This window comes from Pseudomonas sp. UBA6699, from assembly GCF_002454615.1.
Taxonomy (GTDB): domain Bacteria; phylum Pseudomonadota; class Gammaproteobacteria; order Pseudomonadales; family Pseudomonadaceae; genus Aquipseudomonas; species Aquipseudomonas juntendi.
The window spans coordinates 1-18,311 of record NZ_DKJF01000038.1 but is presented as its reverse complement, the minus strand read 5'-3'; the positions used below and the strand labels follow the sequence as shown (position 1 = coordinate 18,311).

Annotated in this window: 16 protein-coding genes; 8 read left to right on the top strand and 8 right to left on the bottom strand. The window is 64.2% G+C overall.

The genetic code is table 11. The features are described 5' to 3' along the window. Positions 1 to 115 precede the first annotated feature (115 nt). Both cysS and B3361_RS07645 read right to left on the bottom strand, forming a co-directional pair. Positions 116 to 1,498: a cysteine--tRNA ligase gene (cysS, locus tag B3361_RS07650; protein WP_054904399.1), complete on the bottom strand. Its 1,383-nt coding sequence runs from the start codon at positions 1,496 to 1,498 to the stop codon at positions 116 to 118. A gap of 9 nt (positions 1,499 to 1,507) precedes the next feature. Beyond that, positions 1,508 to 3,211, bottom strand: coding sequence for a glutamine--tRNA ligase/YqeY domain fusion protein (locus tag B3361_RS07645; RefSeq protein ID WP_009682158.1), 1,704 nt, complete (start codon positions 3,209 to 3,211; stop codon positions 1,508 to 1,510). A 248-nt stretch (positions 3,212 to 3,459) separates the two neighbouring features. Here B3361_RS07645 and B3361_RS07640 point away from each other — a divergent pair, with 248 nt between their 5' ends. Further along, complete coding sequence (locus B3361_RS07640) at positions 3,460 to 3,960, top strand: peptidylprolyl isomerase (RefSeq protein ID WP_054904398.1); 501 nt, start codon at positions 3,460 to 3,462, stop codon at positions 3,958 to 3,960. Next, positions 3,957 to 4,679, top strand: coding sequence for a UDP-2,3-diacylglucosamine diphosphatase (locus B3361_RS07635; protein ID WP_054904397.1), 723 nt, complete (start codon positions 3,957 to 3,959; stop codon positions 4,677 to 4,679). The genes B3361_RS07640 and B3361_RS07635 overlap by 4 nt, the downstream gene beginning before the upstream one ends. Positions 4,680 to 4,778: 99 nt before the next feature. On the opposite strand, the gene B3361_RS07630 is transcribed toward B3361_RS07635, so the two are convergent. Beyond that, positions 4,779 to 7,088 (bottom strand): acylase, encoded by a 2,310-nt coding sequence (locus B3361_RS07630; RefSeq protein WP_054904396.1) that lies wholly within the window; start codon positions 7,086 to 7,088, stop codon positions 4,779 to 4,781. A 196-nt stretch (positions 7,089 to 7,284) separates the two neighbouring features. Between B3361_RS07630 and B3361_RS07625 the strand changes: the two genes are divergently transcribed. Continuing rightward, positions 7,285 to 7,659, top strand: coding sequence for a hypothetical protein (locus B3361_RS07625; RefSeq protein WP_054904395.1), 375 nt, complete (start codon positions 7,285 to 7,287; stop codon positions 7,657 to 7,659). 36 nt (positions 7,660 to 7,695) lie between these two features. Here the strand turns inward: B3361_RS07625 and B3361_RS07620 are convergent, their stop codons facing one another. Then, positions 7,696 to 7,884 (bottom strand): hypothetical protein, encoded by a 189-nt coding sequence (locus B3361_RS07620; RefSeq protein WP_003248064.1) that lies wholly within the window; start codon positions 7,882 to 7,884, stop codon positions 7,696 to 7,698. 151 nt (positions 7,885 to 8,035) lie between these two features. Here B3361_RS07620 and B3361_RS07615 point away from each other — a divergent pair, with 151 nt between their 5' ends. From B3361_RS07615 to B3361_RS07600, 4 genes are all read left to right on the top strand, one after another. Next, positions 8,036 to 8,494, top strand: a complete 459-nt coding sequence (locus B3361_RS07615) for a hypothetical protein (protein ID WP_054904394.1) — start codon at positions 8,036 to 8,038, stop codon at positions 8,492 to 8,494. 249 nt (positions 8,495 to 8,743) lie between these two features. Beyond that, positions 8,744 to 9,124 carry a Mor transcription activator family protein gene (locus B3361_RS07610; protein ID WP_029884845.1) on the top strand — a complete coding sequence of 127 codons (381 nt, stop codon included), beginning with the start codon at positions 8,744 to 8,746 and terminating at the stop codon, positions 9,122 to 9,124. A 60-nt stretch (positions 9,125 to 9,184) separates the two neighbouring features. Continuing rightward, positions 9,185 to 9,892, top strand: coding sequence for a DUF2589 domain-containing protein (locus tag B3361_RS07605; protein ID WP_054904393.1), 708 nt, complete (start codon positions 9,185 to 9,187; stop codon positions 9,890 to 9,892). An 84-nt stretch (positions 9,893 to 9,976) separates the two neighbouring features. Further along, complete coding sequence (locus B3361_RS07600; protein ID WP_054904392.1) at positions 9,977 to 10,531, top strand: DUF2589 domain-containing protein; 555 nt, start codon at positions 9,977 to 9,979, stop codon at positions 10,529 to 10,531. Between the two features lie 19 nt (positions 10,532 to 10,550). Here the strand turns inward: B3361_RS07600 and B3361_RS07595 are convergent, their stop codons facing one another. The 3 genes from B3361_RS07595 to B3361_RS07585 are packed head-to-tail and all read right to left on the bottom strand — an operon-like array spanning position 10,551 to position 16,667. Further along, positions 10,551 to 14,225 (bottom strand): translocation/assembly module TamB domain-containing protein, encoded by a 3,675-nt coding sequence (locus B3361_RS07595; RefSeq protein WP_178126168.1) that lies wholly within the window; start codon positions 14,223 to 14,225, stop codon positions 10,551 to 10,553. After that, positions 14,222 to 15,964: an autotransporter assembly complex protein TamA gene (locus B3361_RS07590; RefSeq protein WP_029884841.1), complete on the bottom strand. Its 1,743-nt coding sequence runs from the start codon at positions 15,962 to 15,964 to the stop codon at positions 14,222 to 14,224. The genes B3361_RS07595 and B3361_RS07590 overlap by 4 nt, the downstream gene beginning before the upstream one ends. Before the next feature lie 52 nt (positions 15,965 to 16,016). After that, entirely contained in the window at positions 16,017 to 16,667 is a 651-nt protein-coding gene (locus tag B3361_RS07585) for a GNAT family N-acetyltransferase (RefSeq protein ID WP_009682173.1), read from the bottom strand. 162 nt (positions 16,668 to 16,829) lie between these two features. On the opposite strand from B3361_RS07585, the gene xthA reads away from it, so the two are divergent. Next, complete coding sequence (gene xthA / locus B3361_RS07580; protein WP_054904390.1) at positions 16,830 to 17,642, top strand: exodeoxyribonuclease III; 813 nt, start codon at positions 16,830 to 16,832, stop codon at positions 17,640 to 17,642. A 69-nt stretch (positions 17,643 to 17,711) separates the two neighbouring features. On the opposite strand, the gene B3361_RS07575 is transcribed toward xthA, so the two are convergent. Further along, positions 17,712 to 18,311, bottom strand: a 600-nt coding sequence (locus tag B3361_RS07575; protein WP_286920154.1) for an anti-sigma factor family protein, incomplete at its 5' end; no start/stop codon positions are given.

Sequence of the window (18,311 nt, the reverse complement as noted above, 5' to 3'; positions counted from 1 at the left end):
CCGGCTGCGCCGGTGTTCGCGGGCATGCCCGCTCCCACAAGAACCGTGTAATCTTCGAGTTCAGCATTGCGGCCTTGTGTCGCAATGGGCCGCAAAGCGGCCCCAGTTGCACCGATCAGTCAGCCAGACGCCAGGTAGTGGCACCCTTGCTGTCTTCCAACACCACGCCCATGGCGGTCAGCTGGTCGCGAATGCGGTCGGACTCGGCCCAGTTCTTGTCTGCCCGCGCCTGCAGGCGCGCCTCGATCAAGCCCTCGACCTCGGCCGCATCGACCTTGCCTTCGGCGCCCGCACGCAGGAAGTCATCGGCGTCCAGCTGCAGCACACCCAGCACATCACCCAGCTCCCGCAGGCGACCGGCCAGGCCGGCAGCAGCGTCTACATCACTGTCGCGCAGGCGGTTGATCTCACGCACCAGGTCGAACAGCACAGCGCAGGCCTCGGGCGTGCCAAAGTCGTCATTCATCGCCACGCTGAAGCGCTCGACAAAGGCCTCGCCGCCCTTGGCCGCCACGCGCGGCAGGCCGCGCAAGGCGTGGTAGAAGCGCTCCAGGGCGCCCTTGGCGTCGCGCAGGCTGTCTTCCGAGTAGTTGATGGCACTGCGGTAGTGGCTGGCCACCAGCAGGTAGCGAACCACCTCCGGGTGGTACTTCTCGAGCACATCACGGATGGTGAAGAAGTTGTTCAACGACTTCGACATCTTCTCGCCATTGATACGGATCATGCCGCAGTGCATCCAGGCGTTGGCGTACTGCTTGCCGGTGGCCGCCTCGCTCTGGGCAATCTCGTTCTCGTGGTGCGGGAACTCCAGGTCGCTGCCGCCACCATGAATGTCGAAGCTCTCACCCAGGCAGCAGGTGGACATCACCGAGCACTCGATGTGCCAGCCCGGACGGCCCGGGCCCCATGGCGACTCCCAGCTTGGCTCGCCCGGCTTGACGCCCTTCCACAGCACGAAATCGAGCGGGTCTTGCTTGGCCTCGTCGACCTCGATGCGGGCGCCGATGCGCAGGTCTTCGATCTTCTTGCGCGACAGCTTGCCGTAGCCCACGAACTTGCCGACGCGGTAGTACACGTCGCCATTGCCCGGCGCGTAGGCATACCCCTTGTCGATCAGGGTCTGGATCATCGCGTGCATGCCGGCGATATGGTCGGTGGCACGCGGTTCCTGGTCTGGCGGCAGGATGTTCAGGCGGCGCTCGTCTTCGTGCATCGCGTCGATCATGCGCGCCGTGAGGGCGTCGAAGCTTTCGCCGTTCTCGTTGGCCCGGTTGATGATCTTGTCATCGATGTCGGTGATATTGCGCACGTAGGTCAATTCGTAACCGCTCTTGCGCAGCCAGCGGGTGACCAGGTCGAACGCCACCATGCTGCGGCCGTGGCCCAGATGGCAGTAGTCGTATACGGTCATGCCGCAAACGTACATGCGCACCTTGTTGCCATCCAGCGGCTTGAAGGTTTCCTTGGCTTTGGTCAGGGTGTTGTAGATGGTTAGCACGGCGGTTCCTCAGCTGCCCCAGGAGTCACGCAGGGTGACGGTGCGGTTGAACACCGGGCGGCCCGGCTGGCTGTCTTTCAGGTCGGCGCAGAAGTAGCCTTCGCGCTCGAACTGGAAGCGGTCCTCGGGCTGCGCCTGGGCCAACGACGGCTCGGCACGGCAACCGCTGAGCACTTGCAGCGAGTCGGGGTTGATGTTGTCGAGGAAGCTGCCGCCCTCTTCGGTCTTTTCCGGGTTGGCCGAGCGGAACAGGCGATCGTACAAGCGCACTTCGCACTCGACGCTGCCTTCGGCCGGCACCCAGTGGATCACGCCTTTGACCTTGCGGCCTTCCGGGTTCTTGCCCAGGGTGTCCGGGTCGTACGAGCAATGCAGTTCGACGATGTTGCCGTCGGCGTCCTTGATGGCTTCGTCGGCACGGATCACGTAGCTTCCCCGCAGGCGCACCTCACCGGCTGGCTCGAGGCGCTTGTAGCCCTTGGGCGGGGTTTCCATGAAGTCGTCGCGGTCGATGTACAGCTCGCGCGAGAACGGCAGCACACGCACGCCCATGTCTTCCTTCGGGTGGCGTGGCAGCTCCAGTTGCTCGACCTGGCCCTGCGGGTAGTTGGTAATGACCACCTTCAGCGGGCGCAGCACGCACATGGCACGCGGTGCGGTGCGGTCCAGGTCGTCACGGATGCTGAACTCGAGCATCGACATGTCGACCACGCCATCGGACCGGTTGGTGCCGATCATTTCGCAGAAGTTGCGGATCGAGGCCGGGGTGTAGCCACGGCGGCGGAAGCCGGACAAGGTCGACATGCGCGGGTCGTCCCAGGCGTCGACGTGCTTTTCGTCCACCAATTGCTTGAGCTTGCGCTTGGAGGTGATGGTGTAGTTGAGGTTCAGCCGGCTGAACTCGTACTGCCGCGGGTGTGCCGGCACGGGCAGGTTATCGAGGAACCAGTCGTACAGCGGGCGGTGGCCTTCGAATTCCAGGGTGCAGATCGAGTGGGTGATGCCCTCGATGGCATCCGACTGGCCATGGGTGAAATCGTAGTTGGGGTAGATGCACCACTTGTCACCGGTCTGGTGGTGGTGGGCATGGCGGATGCGGTACAGGATCGGGTCGCGCAGGTTCATGTTCGGCGAGGCCATGTCGATCTTGGCTCGCAGCACGCGCTCGCCGTCCTGGAATTCACCGGCTTTCATACGGGCGAACAGGTCGAGGTTTTCTTCCACGCTGCGGTCGCGGAACGGGCTGTTCTTGCCTGGCTCCTTGAGGTTGCCGCGGTATTCCTTGGCCTGCTCGGGGGTGAGGTCGCAGACATAGGCCTTGCCGCGCTTGATCAGCTCGACCGCCCAGTCGTGCAACTGGTCGAAGTAGTCGGAGGCATAGCGCACATCACCGGCCCAGTCGAAACCCAGCCATTTCACGTCGCGCTGGATGGCGTCGATGTACTCCTGGTCTTCCTTGGCCGGGTTGGTGTCGTCGAAACGCAAGTGACAGGCGCCACCGAATTCCTTGGCCAGGCCAAAGTTGACGCAGATCGACTTGGCGTGACCGATGTGCAGGTAGCCATTGGGCTCCGGCGGGAAGCGGGTGACGATGCTGCTGTGCTTGCCCGAATCCAGGTCGGCCTGGATGATCGGCCGCAGGAAGTTCGCAGGGACAGCGGGGGCGCCTTTGGCAGCGGCGTTGGGCGCGTTGTCGGCAGTGGGCTTGCTCATAGGATCCTTGAATGCACGTGTCCGGCCTGGGTAGGCCGATTGAATCAAAGGGCCTATCATAGCCGAAGCAGTCAAGCTGCCGACAGTCGGGCCCGGATAAACTGGCGTGATTTATCACGGCTTTTTGCCGCGGCGTGGCAAAATGGCCGGTGCGCACCATGTGTCGCGAGCGCCCGAGCCTGCGTCAGGTGTAAGCACGCGCCCTGCGCGCCCTCATTCCCGTATGCCTTGAAAGAGCGAATTTCAGCATGTCCAAAGTCAAACTGAGCACCAACCACGGCGATATCGTCCTGCAACTGAACGCCGAAAAAGCTCCGCAAACTGTTGAGAACTTCGTTCAATACGTCAAAGACGGCCATTTCACCAATACTGTGTTCCACCGTGTGATCAAAGGTTTCATGATCCAGGGCGGCGGCTTCGAGCCTGGCATGACCCAGAAGAAAACCCGCGCCAGCATCCAGAACGAAGCTGACAACGGCCTGAAGAACACCAAGTACAGCATCGCCATGGCCCGTACCATGGAGCCGCACTCTGCCTCGGCCCAGTTCTTCATCAACGCTGCCGACAACGACTTCCTCAACCACAGCGGCAAGAACGTGCAGGGCTGGGGCTACGCGGTGTTCGGTGAAGTGATCGAAGGCCGTGAAGTGGTCGATGCCATCGAGAAAGTCGCCACCGGTTCCAAAGCCGGCCACCAGGACGTGCCGAAAGACGACGTGGTCATCGAGAAAGCCGAGATCATTGAGTGATTCTGCTGATCTCTGATCTGCACCTGCAAGAAGAACGCCCGGACATTACCCGGGCGTTTCTTGATCTGCTCGATGGCCGCGCGCGCCACGCCCAGGCGCTGTACATTCTTGGCGATTTCTTCGAGGCCTGGATAGGCGACGATGCCATGACGCCGTTCCAGCAGTCGATCTGCCGTGCCCTGCGGCAGCTGGGCGACAGCGGCACGGCCATCTACCTGATGCATGGCAACCGTGACTTCCTGCTCGGCCAGCGCTTCTGCGAGGCGGCCGGCTGCACGTTGCTCGACGACCCCAGCGTGATCGAGCTGGGCGGTGAGCAGGTATTGCTGATGCACGGCGACACCTTGTGCACCCGCGACGTGGGCTACATGAAAATGCGCCGCCTGCTGCGCAACCCGCTGAGCCTGTGGGTTCTGCGCCACCTGCCGCTGTCGGCTCGCTACAAACTGGCACGCAAGCTGCGCAGCGAAAGCCGCACCCAGGGGCGGATGAAATCCACTGAAATCGTCGACGTCACGCCAGAGGAAGTGCCCAAGGTAATGGCGGCGCATGGCGTGCGTACCCTGGTGCATGGCCATACCCATCGGCCAGCGATTCACAAGCTGGTCGTGGACGGCCAACCGGCCCGGCGCATCGTGCTGGGCGACTGGGACCGCCGGGGCTGGGCCTTGCAAGTAGACGAGCAAGGGTTTCAGCTGGCGCCGTTCGACTTTTCCTGAAGGCAACGTCGCCGGCAAGCCGGCCCCAATTCCCACCAGGCCTTCAATTCGGTGGGGAGCTTGTGGGCGCTGGCTCGCCGGCGATCGAGCCAAACTGCCTTAGTGCTGTGCCATTGCGCCCTTGTCGGCTTCACTGATCACCACTTCGCGGTACTGCGGGTCAGCCTTGATCTGCGCCTCGGTAAAGGGAATTACCGCCAGCTGCTTGGCCGCGAAGGCCTTGGTCTGATCGCTGGCGTGTGCCGATGCCGCCTCGCTGGACTGCGAAAACGCCAGTAACCCGCGGGCCTCTGGCCCCTTGTCGGTGAAACTGACCAGTTGCAGATAACTGGTACCACTGACCACCAGGCGCTTGCCCTGCCCGTGCGGCACACTGTACATCGCGTTGTACACCCCCAAGGCCTGCGGGCCGCCCGGCACCGGCGTGCCATCGACTGCCTGCTGCACCTGCCCCCACTTCACCTGTGGCGCCATACCGCTCTCGGCCACCTGCTGCTGTGAGGCCAATGCCGCCTCGTGCACCCGCTTGCGCACGGCCGCCTGCTCCACGGCCAGCCCGCGCGGGGTGTGTTGCGGGTCGGCCGGGTCGAACGCAACCCGCCAGCTGTCCGGGTGCTCAGCCAAGGCGGTGAGCAGGTTGTGGAAATGCACCAGGCCCACGCCGCTCTCGAGGTCGGCCTTGCCATCCCAGTTCGCCAGGCTGGTGCATAGGGCCTGCACGTCTGCACTGGCGCCCTGGCACCATTGCAGCAAGTCGGGCAGCACCAGGCTGGCCAGGTAGACTTCGTCGTCGGTGACCATGCGCTGCAGGTCATCGACGCCCAACCGCCCTTTGCCCTGCAAACGCTGCAGGGCAAAGCGGCCGCGCATGCCCAGCGGCTGGTCACTGCGGCTGACCAGCGGCGCAAACCCGGTCAGGGGCTGCGCCGGGTTGGCCAGCCAGGCCGGGTCGTTGGAGTTTTGCACGTAATCCTCGCGCTCAAGGCTTGGCAGCAGCCTTGCCGGGAAAATACCCGGTTGCGCCGCCTGGGCATCGACCTTCCACTGGCAGGCGCTGCGTGAGCCGTCCAGCACCACCAGGCTGCCCGGCGCTTGCGGGTTGCTGCAACTGTCGAGCATCTGCTGGTCCACATAAGGCACCACTGACTGGTTCAGGTACAAGGCCCTGCCCGCCTGGTCCACCGCAATGGTGTTGACCCACGGGATACCCTGCAATTGCTCGACCGAGCCGCGCAGGGCCGCCAGGCTTTCAGCGCGGTTGATCTGGTTCCACTGCTGCAGCACGCGGGTATTGTCCAGGTTGGCGTCACGCAGGCTGTAGGCCGCATGCGTGTCCCAGTCCAGGCGGCCAGGCCATTGCACCACCGGACCGAACTGCGAGCTGTACACCTCACGCTGTACCTGGCTCAGTCGCCCATCCTCACCTTTGACTGCCACGCTGACGGTTTGCCGGGCCAGCGGCAATGACTTGCCGTCGAGCAGGTAACGGGTCGGGTCCTTGGGATCGAGCTGCAGGCGATACAGGGTGAAGTGCGTGGAGGTATCGACGGTATGGGTCCACGCCAGGTGCTGGTTGAAACCGATATTGATCAGCGGCAGGCCTGGCAGCGCCGCGCCCATGACATTCAGCTGGCCGGGGATGGTCAAGTGCATCTGGTAGAAGCGCATGCCACCCATCCACGGGAAATGCGGATTGGCCAGCAACAGGCCATGGCCATTGGCCGAGCGCTGGGCACCCACCGCCACGGCATTGCTGCCACGCTCCGTGGCAAACCGCGCCTGCCGGGCCAGGGCGGTGGCATAGCCAGCGGCCGCGAGCTGGCTGCCGGCCCCTGGCGGTTGCGCCCCCGCCAGTGCCTCCACGAACTGCCCAACCCCGCCTTCGGCCAGCAAGCGGCGGGTCAGCTTGACCAGGTCCTGGCTGCTGATCGGCCGCACCCACTCACCCGTTCCGCACTCGGCAGGCAAGCCCTGGCGGCGGCGCTCGGCCAGCGCGCGGTTATAGCCACTGGCATAACCGGCCAGCAGTGCCTGTACTGGCGCCGGCTGCGCCTGGAGGAACGCGTCGACAGCGGCCTGGCTGTTGAGCCAGGTGAAGAACAGGTCGCTGCTGAGGTTGTCGCGTTGCTCCAAGGTCTTGCCCGTGGCGCCGAAGTACCGGGAGCGCTCGCCATTGACGGTCAACACTTCGTTGGCCAGCAGGCACAGGTTGTCCTGGGCGTAGGCATAGCCGACACCGTAGCCCAGGCCGCGCTCGTCCCTGGCCACGATGTGCGGCACGCCGAAGGTGGTGCGGCGGATCTGGGCGCTGGCGTCGGCTGCTGCAGGTTGCGCCGGCGCAGTGGCACTCCAGGCCACCAGGGCGGCCGCCAGGCTGGCGCAGGTCATGGGACGGGACAGTGAAAACACGGGCATTCCTCGGGTTCGCGGGTTATCCCGTTCAGACGAATGGCCAGATGAAAATTTTACGTTTTACAGGGCGATGGAACGTCTTGATGAAAAACAGCCATTTTTTTAACGCGTGCGTTGCAGTTTTTGCGATCTCATTCGTCCTAGTAAGTGAGGCAACCACATTTCGGGTTCGTCCACGAAAAGGAGCATTCACATGTACAACCCGCAACCCTCATTACTGGCTGGGCGCGCCCCAGGCAAGGCGCCCAAGGGACAGGGCGCATTTGCTGACGAGCGCACCGGCAACGAGCAGATCCGCGAATTGCTGCGCACCTTCGGCCTGCGCACCAGCCTGATCCGCCTGAAGGTGATCGACGCCCTGCACGCCGCCGACCGCAATGGCCGCAGCATTGGCGTGCGTGGCGTGCACGCGCAACTGGAGCAACTGGATATTCCGCTGTCGTTCCTCAGCGTGCGCGAAGTGCTCAAGCGCCTGTGCAGCGAGGGGGTGATCCAGCTGGGCAGCGACAAGTGCTACAGCCTTGCCCCCCAGGCGCGCGCCATACTGGAACAAGCGCCCGCGCGCTGAGCGCCTGGCCGGCCAGGCTTGGCCGGCCCGCGCAGGTCAAGGCTTGACCTTGCGCCGCAGGATGCCATTGATCACCACCACCACCACGGCAATGGCGATGGCCAGCATCTGGAACGTCTGTTCACTGATAGTGCCCTGCTTCTGCAGGTGGGACAGGCCCAGCATCAGGCCCAGTACGACCAGTATGATCAGAAGTGAATATTTGAGGCGCTGCACGTGTGTCATCGAAGGTTCCTTGCAACATCAGGGGCAAATGGCTCGCAATGAGCCGCGGCAATGATACAACGGGCACCGGCCCCGGCGCTGCATTTCCTGCTGGGTCAGGCGGTGACAGCCTGAAAGCATGAAACCTCCAAGCACCCATGCCGGAGGCACCGTGTACAAACCCTTGCTCCTCACTTCGCTGTTTTTCTCCCCCGTCTACGTTCACGCCCTGGATACCCAGCAGGTACCCGCCGAGCACCTGCTGGAGCTGGGCCGCGAGCTGGCGACCCACGCCGGCACCAGCCAGTGGCAGCAACTGTGGCAACGGGTACGCCAGGCCGGCTACCTGGGCGGGGACGACAGGCCGCTGAACTTCACCGTGCCCACCACCCGCCTCCCCCACCTGGCCCGGGAAACCCTGGCCCAGGCCGACCAGGTGCAAGCCGTACGCCAGACCCAGGCCCTGTACCGTCGCAGCTTTGACGGGCAGGTGATCGGCCAGCGCGATGGGCAGCCCCTGTACACCCTGTGCCTGCTGGTGGATTGGCGAACGTTGCCTGCAAGCATGCGAACGGCGCCCCAAGCCTACCTGCACAGCGCCAGCTTGCTGAGCAGTTTCCCCTGCGACTAAGGGTTCAGCACCCTTTCGTTGAGAACGGCAGTGAGCGAGCGAGAAATCACCCTATGCAGCCTATCAGCAACGCCATTTCCTACATGCGCGGATATTGCTGCCTGCAAAACCTGTTCACCGAAGCTACAGCCGCCAACCCATATGCCGCCTAGCGACACGCCTCGGCTGTCGCACAGAATTTGCTCACACCCTCCGACATAACGCCACGGGTGATCGGGTCGCAAATCCCTTATCCCGAAGGAGCGCCATATGCAAACGCCAGACTTGAGCCAGATCGATATCAGCCAATTGCCCCACTCGTTGCAGGCACTGATCACCTGCATCGGCATCGACAACGCCTACCAGCTGACCTGCGCGTTCGGCGGCAGGCCCAAATACATCCCCAAACACCGCGAGCGCACCAAGCTCGCCGACGTCCTCCCGCCCGAAGCGCTCGATGCGCTGATCAAGCGCTTTGCCGGGGTAGCCCTGGAGATCCCCAAGGCGGACCACTTCCTGCGCCAACTGCGTAACCAGCAAATCCAGAAAGAAAGCGCCAATGGCCTGTCCCGCAGCCTGCTGGCCAACAAGTACGGCCTGAGCCTGCGCCAAATCGGCAACATCCGCCGCCAGGAGGCGTGCGCCCGCTGACCCCCCCTGCCGCCCAGAGCACCCTCGGCGGCCCCAACCCACTAGAAAGAGCATCCCACTATGTCGATAGACAACAGCCTCATTGGCTCGGTCATCAATGCCCTGCCCATGGATCGCATGATCGCCGGCCCCCTGCAAGCCATGGTCCAGGCGCAGGTTACCGCGAGTAAATCGTACGCCGACTTCCTGATGCAGGTCTGCATCCAGAACGGCAAGGCCGTAGCCATCCAGTTCGACTATGACGAAACCATCGTCGACGAACAGGGCGAATACAAAGGTGTGGTCAGCAAGACCATGAAGGTGCCGCTGCTGGCGGCCATCACCCACCCGAACATTACCATCGAGGAGGGTAATGTCGAGTTCGAGCTGGTCATCAACCAGATGTCGGAGGACGTGACCAGCAAGGACATGAACGCCACCGCCAGCGGCTCGATCGGCTGGGGGCCGTTCAAGCTCAACGTCAGGGGCAGCGTCAGCCACAAATCCACGCAAACCCGCAAGACCGATACCCGCGCCCGCTATGCATTCAATACCACACTCAAACGCCAGGAGCCGCCGGAAGCGGTCATGCGCTTGATCGAGTTCCTGACCGACGCTGCGACCAAACCTACGGTGGTCAAAAACGCCGCCCTGGAAAGCCCCGACCAGATCTCGCAGCGCGATACCCTCAAGAACCCGGCAGCCGACACACCGGGGCTCAAGGTGGAAAACGACAAAGCACCCGGCGCTGCAAACAAACCCACGGACAAAGCTGACAAAAAAGGTTGAACCAAACCTTGATGTTTTTCGCTCACTTCCGCCTGGCCCCTTGATGAGCAACAAGGGGCCATTCTGGCCTGAGGAACCCACGCAATGGACAAGGCCCCCGCGCCCATGACTTCAATCGACCTGCGCGAGATCACTCGCGGCCTGCAAGAAGCCGCCAGTGCCACCAACAGCCTGATCGCGCAGCAGTACATCAACCTGTTCGACCAGTTCTTCGAGTGTGACAGCGAAGCGTTGGGCGCCCCCATGAAAGCCAAGATGGTGGAAGTGGCCATGGACGGCCAGCACATCATGCGTGTACCGCTGTTCGCCCTGGTGTCGCCCAAAGGCCTGGCGCTGGAGCGCATGCAGGTTGACCTGTCGGTGCGTGTCAAAGGCACCGAGGCACAGCCGGCATTACTGCCTACCAGCGAGAACAAGGCCGCCAGCTTCAAGGTCACCATCGGTGGCCAGGGTCGCCAAGGCGACAGCCGAGACCCTGACGAAGTGCAGATCCGCATGCAGTTCCAGGCCAGTGAGCCGCCTGAAGCGCTGAACCGGCTGATCGAGGAGTACACCAGCCTGATCACCCCGGTACGCGCCCTCACCCCGCCACCCTCACCCGACAGCAATGAGTTCATCGACGCGGCCACCGTCCGTTGACGGCGCCGCCGCGTTCAACCTAGAAGTCGCGCTTGTAGAAGATATCCAGGGAGCTGGCCAAACCGCTGGCCGCCTCCAGGTAGACCTTCTTGCTCAACTTGTAACGCAAAGCGATGGTGTTCGCTGGCTCGAACACCCCTACCCCGTAACGAAGGCTCAGCTTCTCGGTGAGGTTGCCACTGGCGACCACGCTGGTGGTATTGCCCGAGCCTTCGGTATCCAGCTGGAAGTCGTCGATGCCCAGGCTGGAGGCCAGGCTACCGGTGATACCGGCGCTGCCTGCCAGGCCGAGGCCCAGTGCCGCTTCGGCGAGCATGTTGTTGTCCTCGCCGGAGGTGCCCAATGGCCGCCCCAGCACCAGATAGGACAAGGCCTGCTCCTGGCTCATGGCCGGCTCCGAAAACACCTGGCTGGTCGGCTGTTCGGCACTGCCACTCAAGCGAATACCGGCAATCACATCGTCTACCTTGCGGATGGCTTCGATGTCCAGGTAAGGCTGGTCGATCGGCCCGGCGAACAGCAAGCGCGCGCGGCGGATGGTCAGGCGCTGGCCGTAGGCGCGGTAGCGACCGTCTGCCAGGCTCAATTCACCGCGGGTGTCGAGGTTGTCACCGATGTGCACATGGCCAAGCAGGTTGGCGGTAAGGCCAAAGCCGGTGAACGACAGCTTGTCCTGGCCCACTTCGACGTCAATGTCCATGGCCATCGCCATGGGTGGCTTGCCCTCATCGGTCTGGCGGCCAACGATGACGGTATCGTCCGAGACCTTGACGGTAGAGGGCGGTAATTCGCGCACGGTGATCTTGCCTTTGGGCACCAGCACTTTGCCGGTGACCGCCAGTTTGTCGTCGATCAGGCGCAAGGTCAGGTCCGGGGCGACCTCCAGCGTGGCATAGGGCTCCACCGTGATCGGCAGTTGCTGGCCTTGCAAGCGCACGTCCATGCCCAGCGCCTGGCCCCAGGTGAGGTTGCCGCTCAACTGCCCGCGCCCTGCTTCGCCACTGCGCCAATTGCCTTCCAGGCGCACCTGCTCACCGGCGATCTGCGCCTGCACAGACAGTGCCTGCAGGCTGGCTGGCAGCTCCGCGCCGCTGACTTCGCCGCCGCTGAGCGCCAGGTTGCCGTTGACCTGCGGTGCCAGCAAGGTACCCGAGAGCTGGCCGCTGCCATTGAGCTGGCCGGCCAACCGCTCGACCATCGGCACGAAGGGCCGGGCCACCGAGAGGTCCAGGCCCGCCAGGCGGAAATCACCCGACAGCGGCTTGTTCTTGCCCAGCGGGTCTAGCCGGGTGTTGACGTTCAGCTCACCCAGCCGCTCGCCACGGAATACCAGGCGCGTGTCGATACGCCGCGGTGCCAGGGTACTGTCCAGGCGCAGGGCCTGATACGGGAAGTCGATCCAGCGGCCTTTGTCGTGCACGCGCAGGGTGCCGCCACTGGCATCGACCACCACGCTACCCTTGGGGCCACTGGCCGGTATATCCAGGCTGATGTCGGCGTTGAGCAGCCCCTGCCAGGCGAAGTCCTTGGGCAGCCACTGCGCCAGGCTGCCCAGCGGGAACTGCTTGAGGTGGTAGCGCAAGCGCGGCTCCGGCGCCAGGCGTTGGTCATCGCCACACAGGCTGGCCTGGCCAGAGCGCCAGCAGTGGGCACCGAAATCGAGCTGGCCGTTGGCCAGCCGCTGCAACCGCGCCGGGGCCTGCAACTGCCAGTCCTGGCCACCGGCCTGGACTCGCCCGCTGGCCAGTCGCCCGCGCCAGTCGCCCTTGCTCAACTGGCCATCCAGCCCCAGGTCAAGCTTGAGCTGCGGGCCGTTCAGGGCCAGGTTCAGGGCCTGCTGGCGAATGTCACCCTTGCCGCTGGCCTGCAGCGTGCCCAGTGCCATGTCACCCAGCTGAATACCGGTGGCCTTGAGCTCGACCACCCCACGCTGGGCGCTGTCGAGCTTGGCATCCAGGTTCAGTTGTTGCAGGCGGTTCTCAGCCTGTGCCAGGCGCTGGCCCTGCAACGTCAGGGTGCCTTGGGGCGCCTGCAGCGTGCCGGCGACATCCACGCGCCCCTTGACCTGGCCTTGCAGCCGGGGCCACAGCTGGCCCAGGCGGGGCAAGTCGAGGTCGATGCGCCCGGCCAGGCGCTGCTGCAGGCTGCCACTGCCATTGATCCGGTTGTCCCCCAGCTGGATCGCCAGCGCACCCAGTGTCCAGCGCTGCCCGGCCCCTTGTGCCTCGGCCTTGAACACAGCCGGCTGGCCGCGCAAGCGGCCCTTGAGGTCAAGCTGGGCATCCAGGCTCAGCACGTCATCCTTCAGCTCGCCTTTGGTACGCAATGGCCCCGCCAGGGTGCCAGGCAGCTCGGCCAGCCAGTAGGCCGGGTCGAGTGCAGACAGTTGCAAGTCGACATCCCACGCCAGGGTATCGGCAAAGCGCACTGCAACACTGCCGGCAGCCTTGCCCTGGCCGGCGGTGAGCGCAAGTTGTGGCAGCCTGACCTGATCCAGGTCGCCTTCGAAAGGGCTGGCCAGGGTGAACGCCCCCGCCGGGCCGTCAAGATCACCGGCAAAGGTCCCCTGATACTTGCCATCACGGTAATGCACATGGGTATTGAAGCGTTTGAGGGTAACCTGTGGCGGCGTTTCCAGCGGATACAGGCGCAGCCAGGGAAAATCCTGCCAGTCCAGCTGAGCATCGGCGGTCAGGCCTTGCTGCCAGTCTGCCGTGGCTTGCAGCTTGACGCGCTGGGTGTCGCTGGCGGTAAGGTCGAGGGCATCGAGCCTGGCCCCCTTGCTGTCGACCAGGCCGGACAACGCCAGGGCGATCGGCGATTGTTCTGCGGGCAGGTTGGCGGTACCCGACAGCTGGTAGCCCTTGAGCAGGTCGCCCTTGGCTGCCAGGTCGAGCTGGTTCAACTGCAAGGTGTCAGGCAAGGAAGCGGTCGGCTTGAACGCTTCGGAACGGATCTGCAGCGTCGCAGGCAGGTGCTCGGCCAGGGCCTGCAGCGTGCCGCTCAACGTGGCGTCCAGGTAGCCGCTGCTGGCTCCCGTGAGGTTCAAGGTCTTTTGCAGTTCACCCTCGGCGTTCAGCGCCAGCTGCCAGGGTTTGCCCCCTACAGCCGGCAGCTGCAGTTGCGCCTGCAGCGTTGTCGGCCAGTCGCCTTCGGGCTGGATATGGCCTTGCAGGTTCAGCAGCAGGTCGTCGCGCTGCAGGTGCAGGCTGTCGATCTGCATCCCGCCGCGGGTCCAGTGCGCTGCAAGCTGCAGGTCGCCCAGCAGGTCACTGCCGTCCAGGCGCAGTTGCCCCACCTTCACCTCGCCCAGTTCGATGGCCACCGGCAGGCGCAGTGCCGGCAATTGCAGGGGGCCGCTGTCGGCCGGCTCGGTGCTTGGGGCAAAGGCCATGTCGATGCGCTGGGCCTGCAAGCGGTCGATGCACAAGGTGGCGCGCAGCAGGCAGGCAGGCGACCAGGCCAACTGCGGGGCCTGCAGCTCGACCTTGCTGCCGGCGTCGGCCCAGCTTAACCGGCTTGCTTGCCAGCTGCCCCCCAGGCGGCCCTGGAAGTCGGTGACCTGCAAACCGGGAACCTTGCCCAGCGCCCAGCGGCTGCCGGCCTCGGTACCCAGCAGCAAGCCGAGGGCCAGGCCCAGGCCCGCCAGCAGTCCAGCCAGGCCCAACAGGGTATATCTGATTACGCGTTTCACAACTCGGGCCCCATGGAAAAGTGCAGGCGAATGCCACCGTCGTCATCCAGCGCCTTGGCCAGGTCCAGGCGCAGCGGCCCCACTGGCGACACCCAGCGCACACCAAAACCGACCCCAGTTTTCAGGCTGGGCAATTCCAGGTCGTTGAACGAGTTGCCTTGGTCGACGAATGTGGCAAGCCGCCACTTCTCGGTCAGCGAGTACTGGTACTCGACACTGCCGGCCACCAGGTAACGCCCGCCAATACGATCACCGTCGCTGTTTTCGGGCGACAGGGTCTGGTAGTCGTAACCGCGCACGCTCTGGTCGCCACCGGCGAAGAAGCGCAGCGACGGCGGGATATTGTTCTTGAAACCGTTGGTCGCGCTGCCGCCGAACTGCACGCGGCCAAGCAAGCGGTGGTTGTGGCCCAGGGTGGTCAGGCCCTTGAGCAGCACGTTGCCGTGCAGCAGGTTGGTGTCCGACACCAGCCCTTCCTTGGCCACCTGCACATCGAATTGCAGGCGGTAGCCATTGTGCGGGTCGATGCGGTTGTCACTGCGCAGGAACGAGTAGCTAACGCCGGGCATCAGCAGGTTGCTCAACCCGCTGTCGTCGCCCAGGCGGTACTCTTCGCGTTGGTATTTCAGCGAGATGACCCGTTGCCAACCGCTGGGCAGCTTGCTGTGCCACTCGGGGCCCACCGTCAGCAGCTTGCTGAGGGTGTCGGTACCGGCCAGTTCTTCATTCTGATAGCCGCCGGCAAAGCGCAATTTGTCGGTCAACGGCGGATCGAGGGGAATGTCGTACCACAACCCCACGTTCTGCCGCGGCGCCGACAGCTCGGTTTCCCAGCCATAGCTGTGGCCTTGGGGGTTGACCCAGTGGCGGGTCCAGTTGGCCTTGCCGCGCGGCCCGACGTCGGTGGAGTAACCCAGGCCCAGCCCCATGGTGCGGGGTTTGCGGGTTTCCAGGCGCACGTCCACCGGTATGTCTTCACCCACCGCGGCGGTGGGCGCCGCATCCACCCGTACCCCTTCGAAATAACCGCTCGACTGCAGGTCGTTGTTCAGTTCGGCGATCAGCTCCGAGTCGTACGGGGTACCTGGCTTGAACGGCACCATGCGCTGCAGCAGGTCCTCGTCCAGCGGCGTGTCGCCGCCAAAGGTGACTGCGCCAAGGCGGTAGCGCGGGCCACTCTGGTAGACCAGTTCGATATCGGCCACCCCGGCCTGCGGGTCCACCGCCAGGCGCTGGCGGCTGAAGCGCCCACTGAAGAAGCCGTAACGCGACGCCTGGTTCTGGATCAGGCGCTTGGCATCCTCGTAGGTACCGTGGTTGAGCTGTTCACCCGGGCGCAACGCCCGGCTGTCGGGTACCCGAAAGGCCTTCATGTCACTGGCCGGGCCCTCGATGCGCACCGTGACGTTGCGCAGCCGAATCGGCTCCCCCGGGTTGATGCTGAGGATCAACTGCGGGGAATGGTCGGCATCGCTGGCAGGCTTGACCTCGCTGTCGATCTGCGCCTGATAGTAGCCAAGTGCCTGCGCGGCTTTGCGCGCCTGCTCCTCTGCACCACGACTGAAGCGCAACAGTGCTTCTTCATCGCGGTCACCCAGTGAGCCTATATAGCCTTCGACATTGGCCTTGAGCGCCTTGTTGGCCGGTTTCACCTGCACCAGCAACTCGCTCTGGCCCCATGCTGCAAAACTGGCGGCCCAGATAACCAAGCCCCAGGTCAATCTTCCTGAATACGTCATGCGGCGAATGCTACCAGACCCGAACGCTCAAGGGAGCCGCCTTGCGGCCTGTTCAGGCCAAAGCGGATGTCGAAGCCACCGGGTTGGGGTGAAAGAATACCCGTTCCCGGATCGGCCCTATGGCCACCTCACCAATTTCCTCGTACCCCTGGCGCTGGTAAAACGCCAGATAGTGCTCATTGCCCGTGTCCAGCACCACGCCTTGGGTGCCCGGGTCTTCGGCGCACCAGTCATGCACAGCTTGTAACAATTGTTCGCCGTACTGCTTGCCTTGAAACTGCGGGTGCACCCCCAGCAGTGGCAGCACATGCACCTGATCACTGGGCAGGCAGGTCGACAAAGCGGCCTGGTAGTCCATGTAGCGCCGCGTGCAGCGCAGGCCGGTGCCGAGCATCATGCGCAGGCGCCAGGCCCAACTGTCCGCCACACCCAAGCGGCGCAGCGGCGGCACGATCAGGGCCACGGCCACCAGGCGATCGTCCACCAGCAAGCCGATCGCAGGCAGTTGCAGGTAGAAGTGCTGGCGTACCCATTCACGCACCATCACCCGCAGGCGCCGTTCATAGCCTGGGCGCTGGGCTTCGAAGATATAGGCAAAAGTGGGTTCGTGCCGGTAGGCGTTGTACAGCAGGGAACGTACCTCGCGGCTGTAACCATCATCGAGCAGGCAGACACGGGCCGGAGCGGCTGTGGTTTCGGGCATTGCGGGCAGACCTCCTGGAATGGGCGTTCAGAGCCTTGGAGGTTGCGCTCCGCGCTTCGTTCCACCCTTACAGCACGTTAGCAGCAGGCCTTTGGCCCCGCCACGCTGGTGATCGCCGGCGATGTCCGCTAGCATCGCGCCTTTTACCGGGATTGTCTTTCCATGAAGATCGTCTGTTTCAACATCAACGGCCTGCGAGCCCGCCCGCACCAGCTGGCAGCGCTGATCGAAAAGCACCAACCAGACGTGATCGGCCTGCAGGAAACCAAGGTCAGCGACGAGCAGTTCCCGTTGGCCGACGTACAGGCGCTGGGTTACCACGTGCACTACCACGGGCAGAAGGGCCACTACGGCGTCGCCCTGCTCTCGCGCCAGGCGCCGCTCAGCCTGCACAAAGGCTTTGCCGGCGATGAAGAAGACGCCCAGCGCCGCTTTATCTGGGGCACCTTCGCCGACGCCCAGGGCAACCCGATCACCATCATGAACGGCTACTTCCCCCAAGGCGAAAGCCGCGACCACCCCACCAAGTTTCCGGCCAAGCAGCGCTTCTACAGCGACCTGCAGGCACTGCTGGAAAGCCAGTTCCGCAACGACCAGCCAGTGCTGGTGATGGGCGACATGAACATCTCGCCGCAGGACTGCGACATCGGCATTGGCCCGGACAATGCCAAGCGCTGGCTGAAGACCGGCAAGTGCAGTTTCCTCCCGGAAGAGCGCGAATGGATGGAGCGCTTGAAAGGCTGGGGCCTGGTAGACAGTTTCCGCCACCTGTACCCGGACGTGAACGACCGTTTCAGCTGGTTCGATTACCGCAGCCGCGGCTTTGAAGACGAGCCCAAGCGCGGCCTGCGCATCGACCTGATCATGGCCTCGCACGCGCTGGTGCCGCGGATCAGGACAGCAGGCGTGGATTATGAACTGCGCGGGATGGAAAAGCCGTCCGATCATGCACCGATCTGGCTTGAGTTGAGCTGACCGTGTGAGCGCAACATGCCTGCCGGGGCGGCTCGATCGCGACACAAGGCCGCGCCGGCAAAGCCTGGGTTACAAGCCCAGGCGCAGCACCTCGCCTACCCCCGCCCCACGCACATCGTCCGCCGCGCTGACCAAGGCAAAGTTGTACGCCCCATGCGACCAGTACCGCGCCTCCAGCTGGCCATCGACCCGTTGCCCGTTCGGCATGCGCCGAAAGCCTTCGCTGGGTGAACGCATGAACAGGCTGATACGCTGGCCATTGCCGTCCTCGAACACCAACAAGGCTGCGGGCCCTTGCTCGTTGCTGAGCAACCGCGCCCCCACCGGCCTGAAGCCATAGCCCGCCAGGTCTGGCAACTGCCCGACACGGTTGAAGTGCCGGCCCAGCCAATCGCGCAACTGGGCCGGGTCGCTGGCCTGAATATCCAGCGCCTGGCTGGCGGCGAACAACTTGTGCGCCTGCACGGCATCGGCCATCGGCAGCTCGGCATTGGCCAGGGTGGCATCGCGGGCCTGCCAGCCGCCCAAGCCCCCTACACCCAGGGCCAGCACCATGGCCGCTGCCGCCGCCCAGCGCCGCTGCCGGCGTTGGCGCAGTTGCCGCCGCAGCTGGCCCAGCTCAAGCGCGGGGGCACCGGCTGGCTCGCCAAGCCCGGCCAGCGCCGTGCG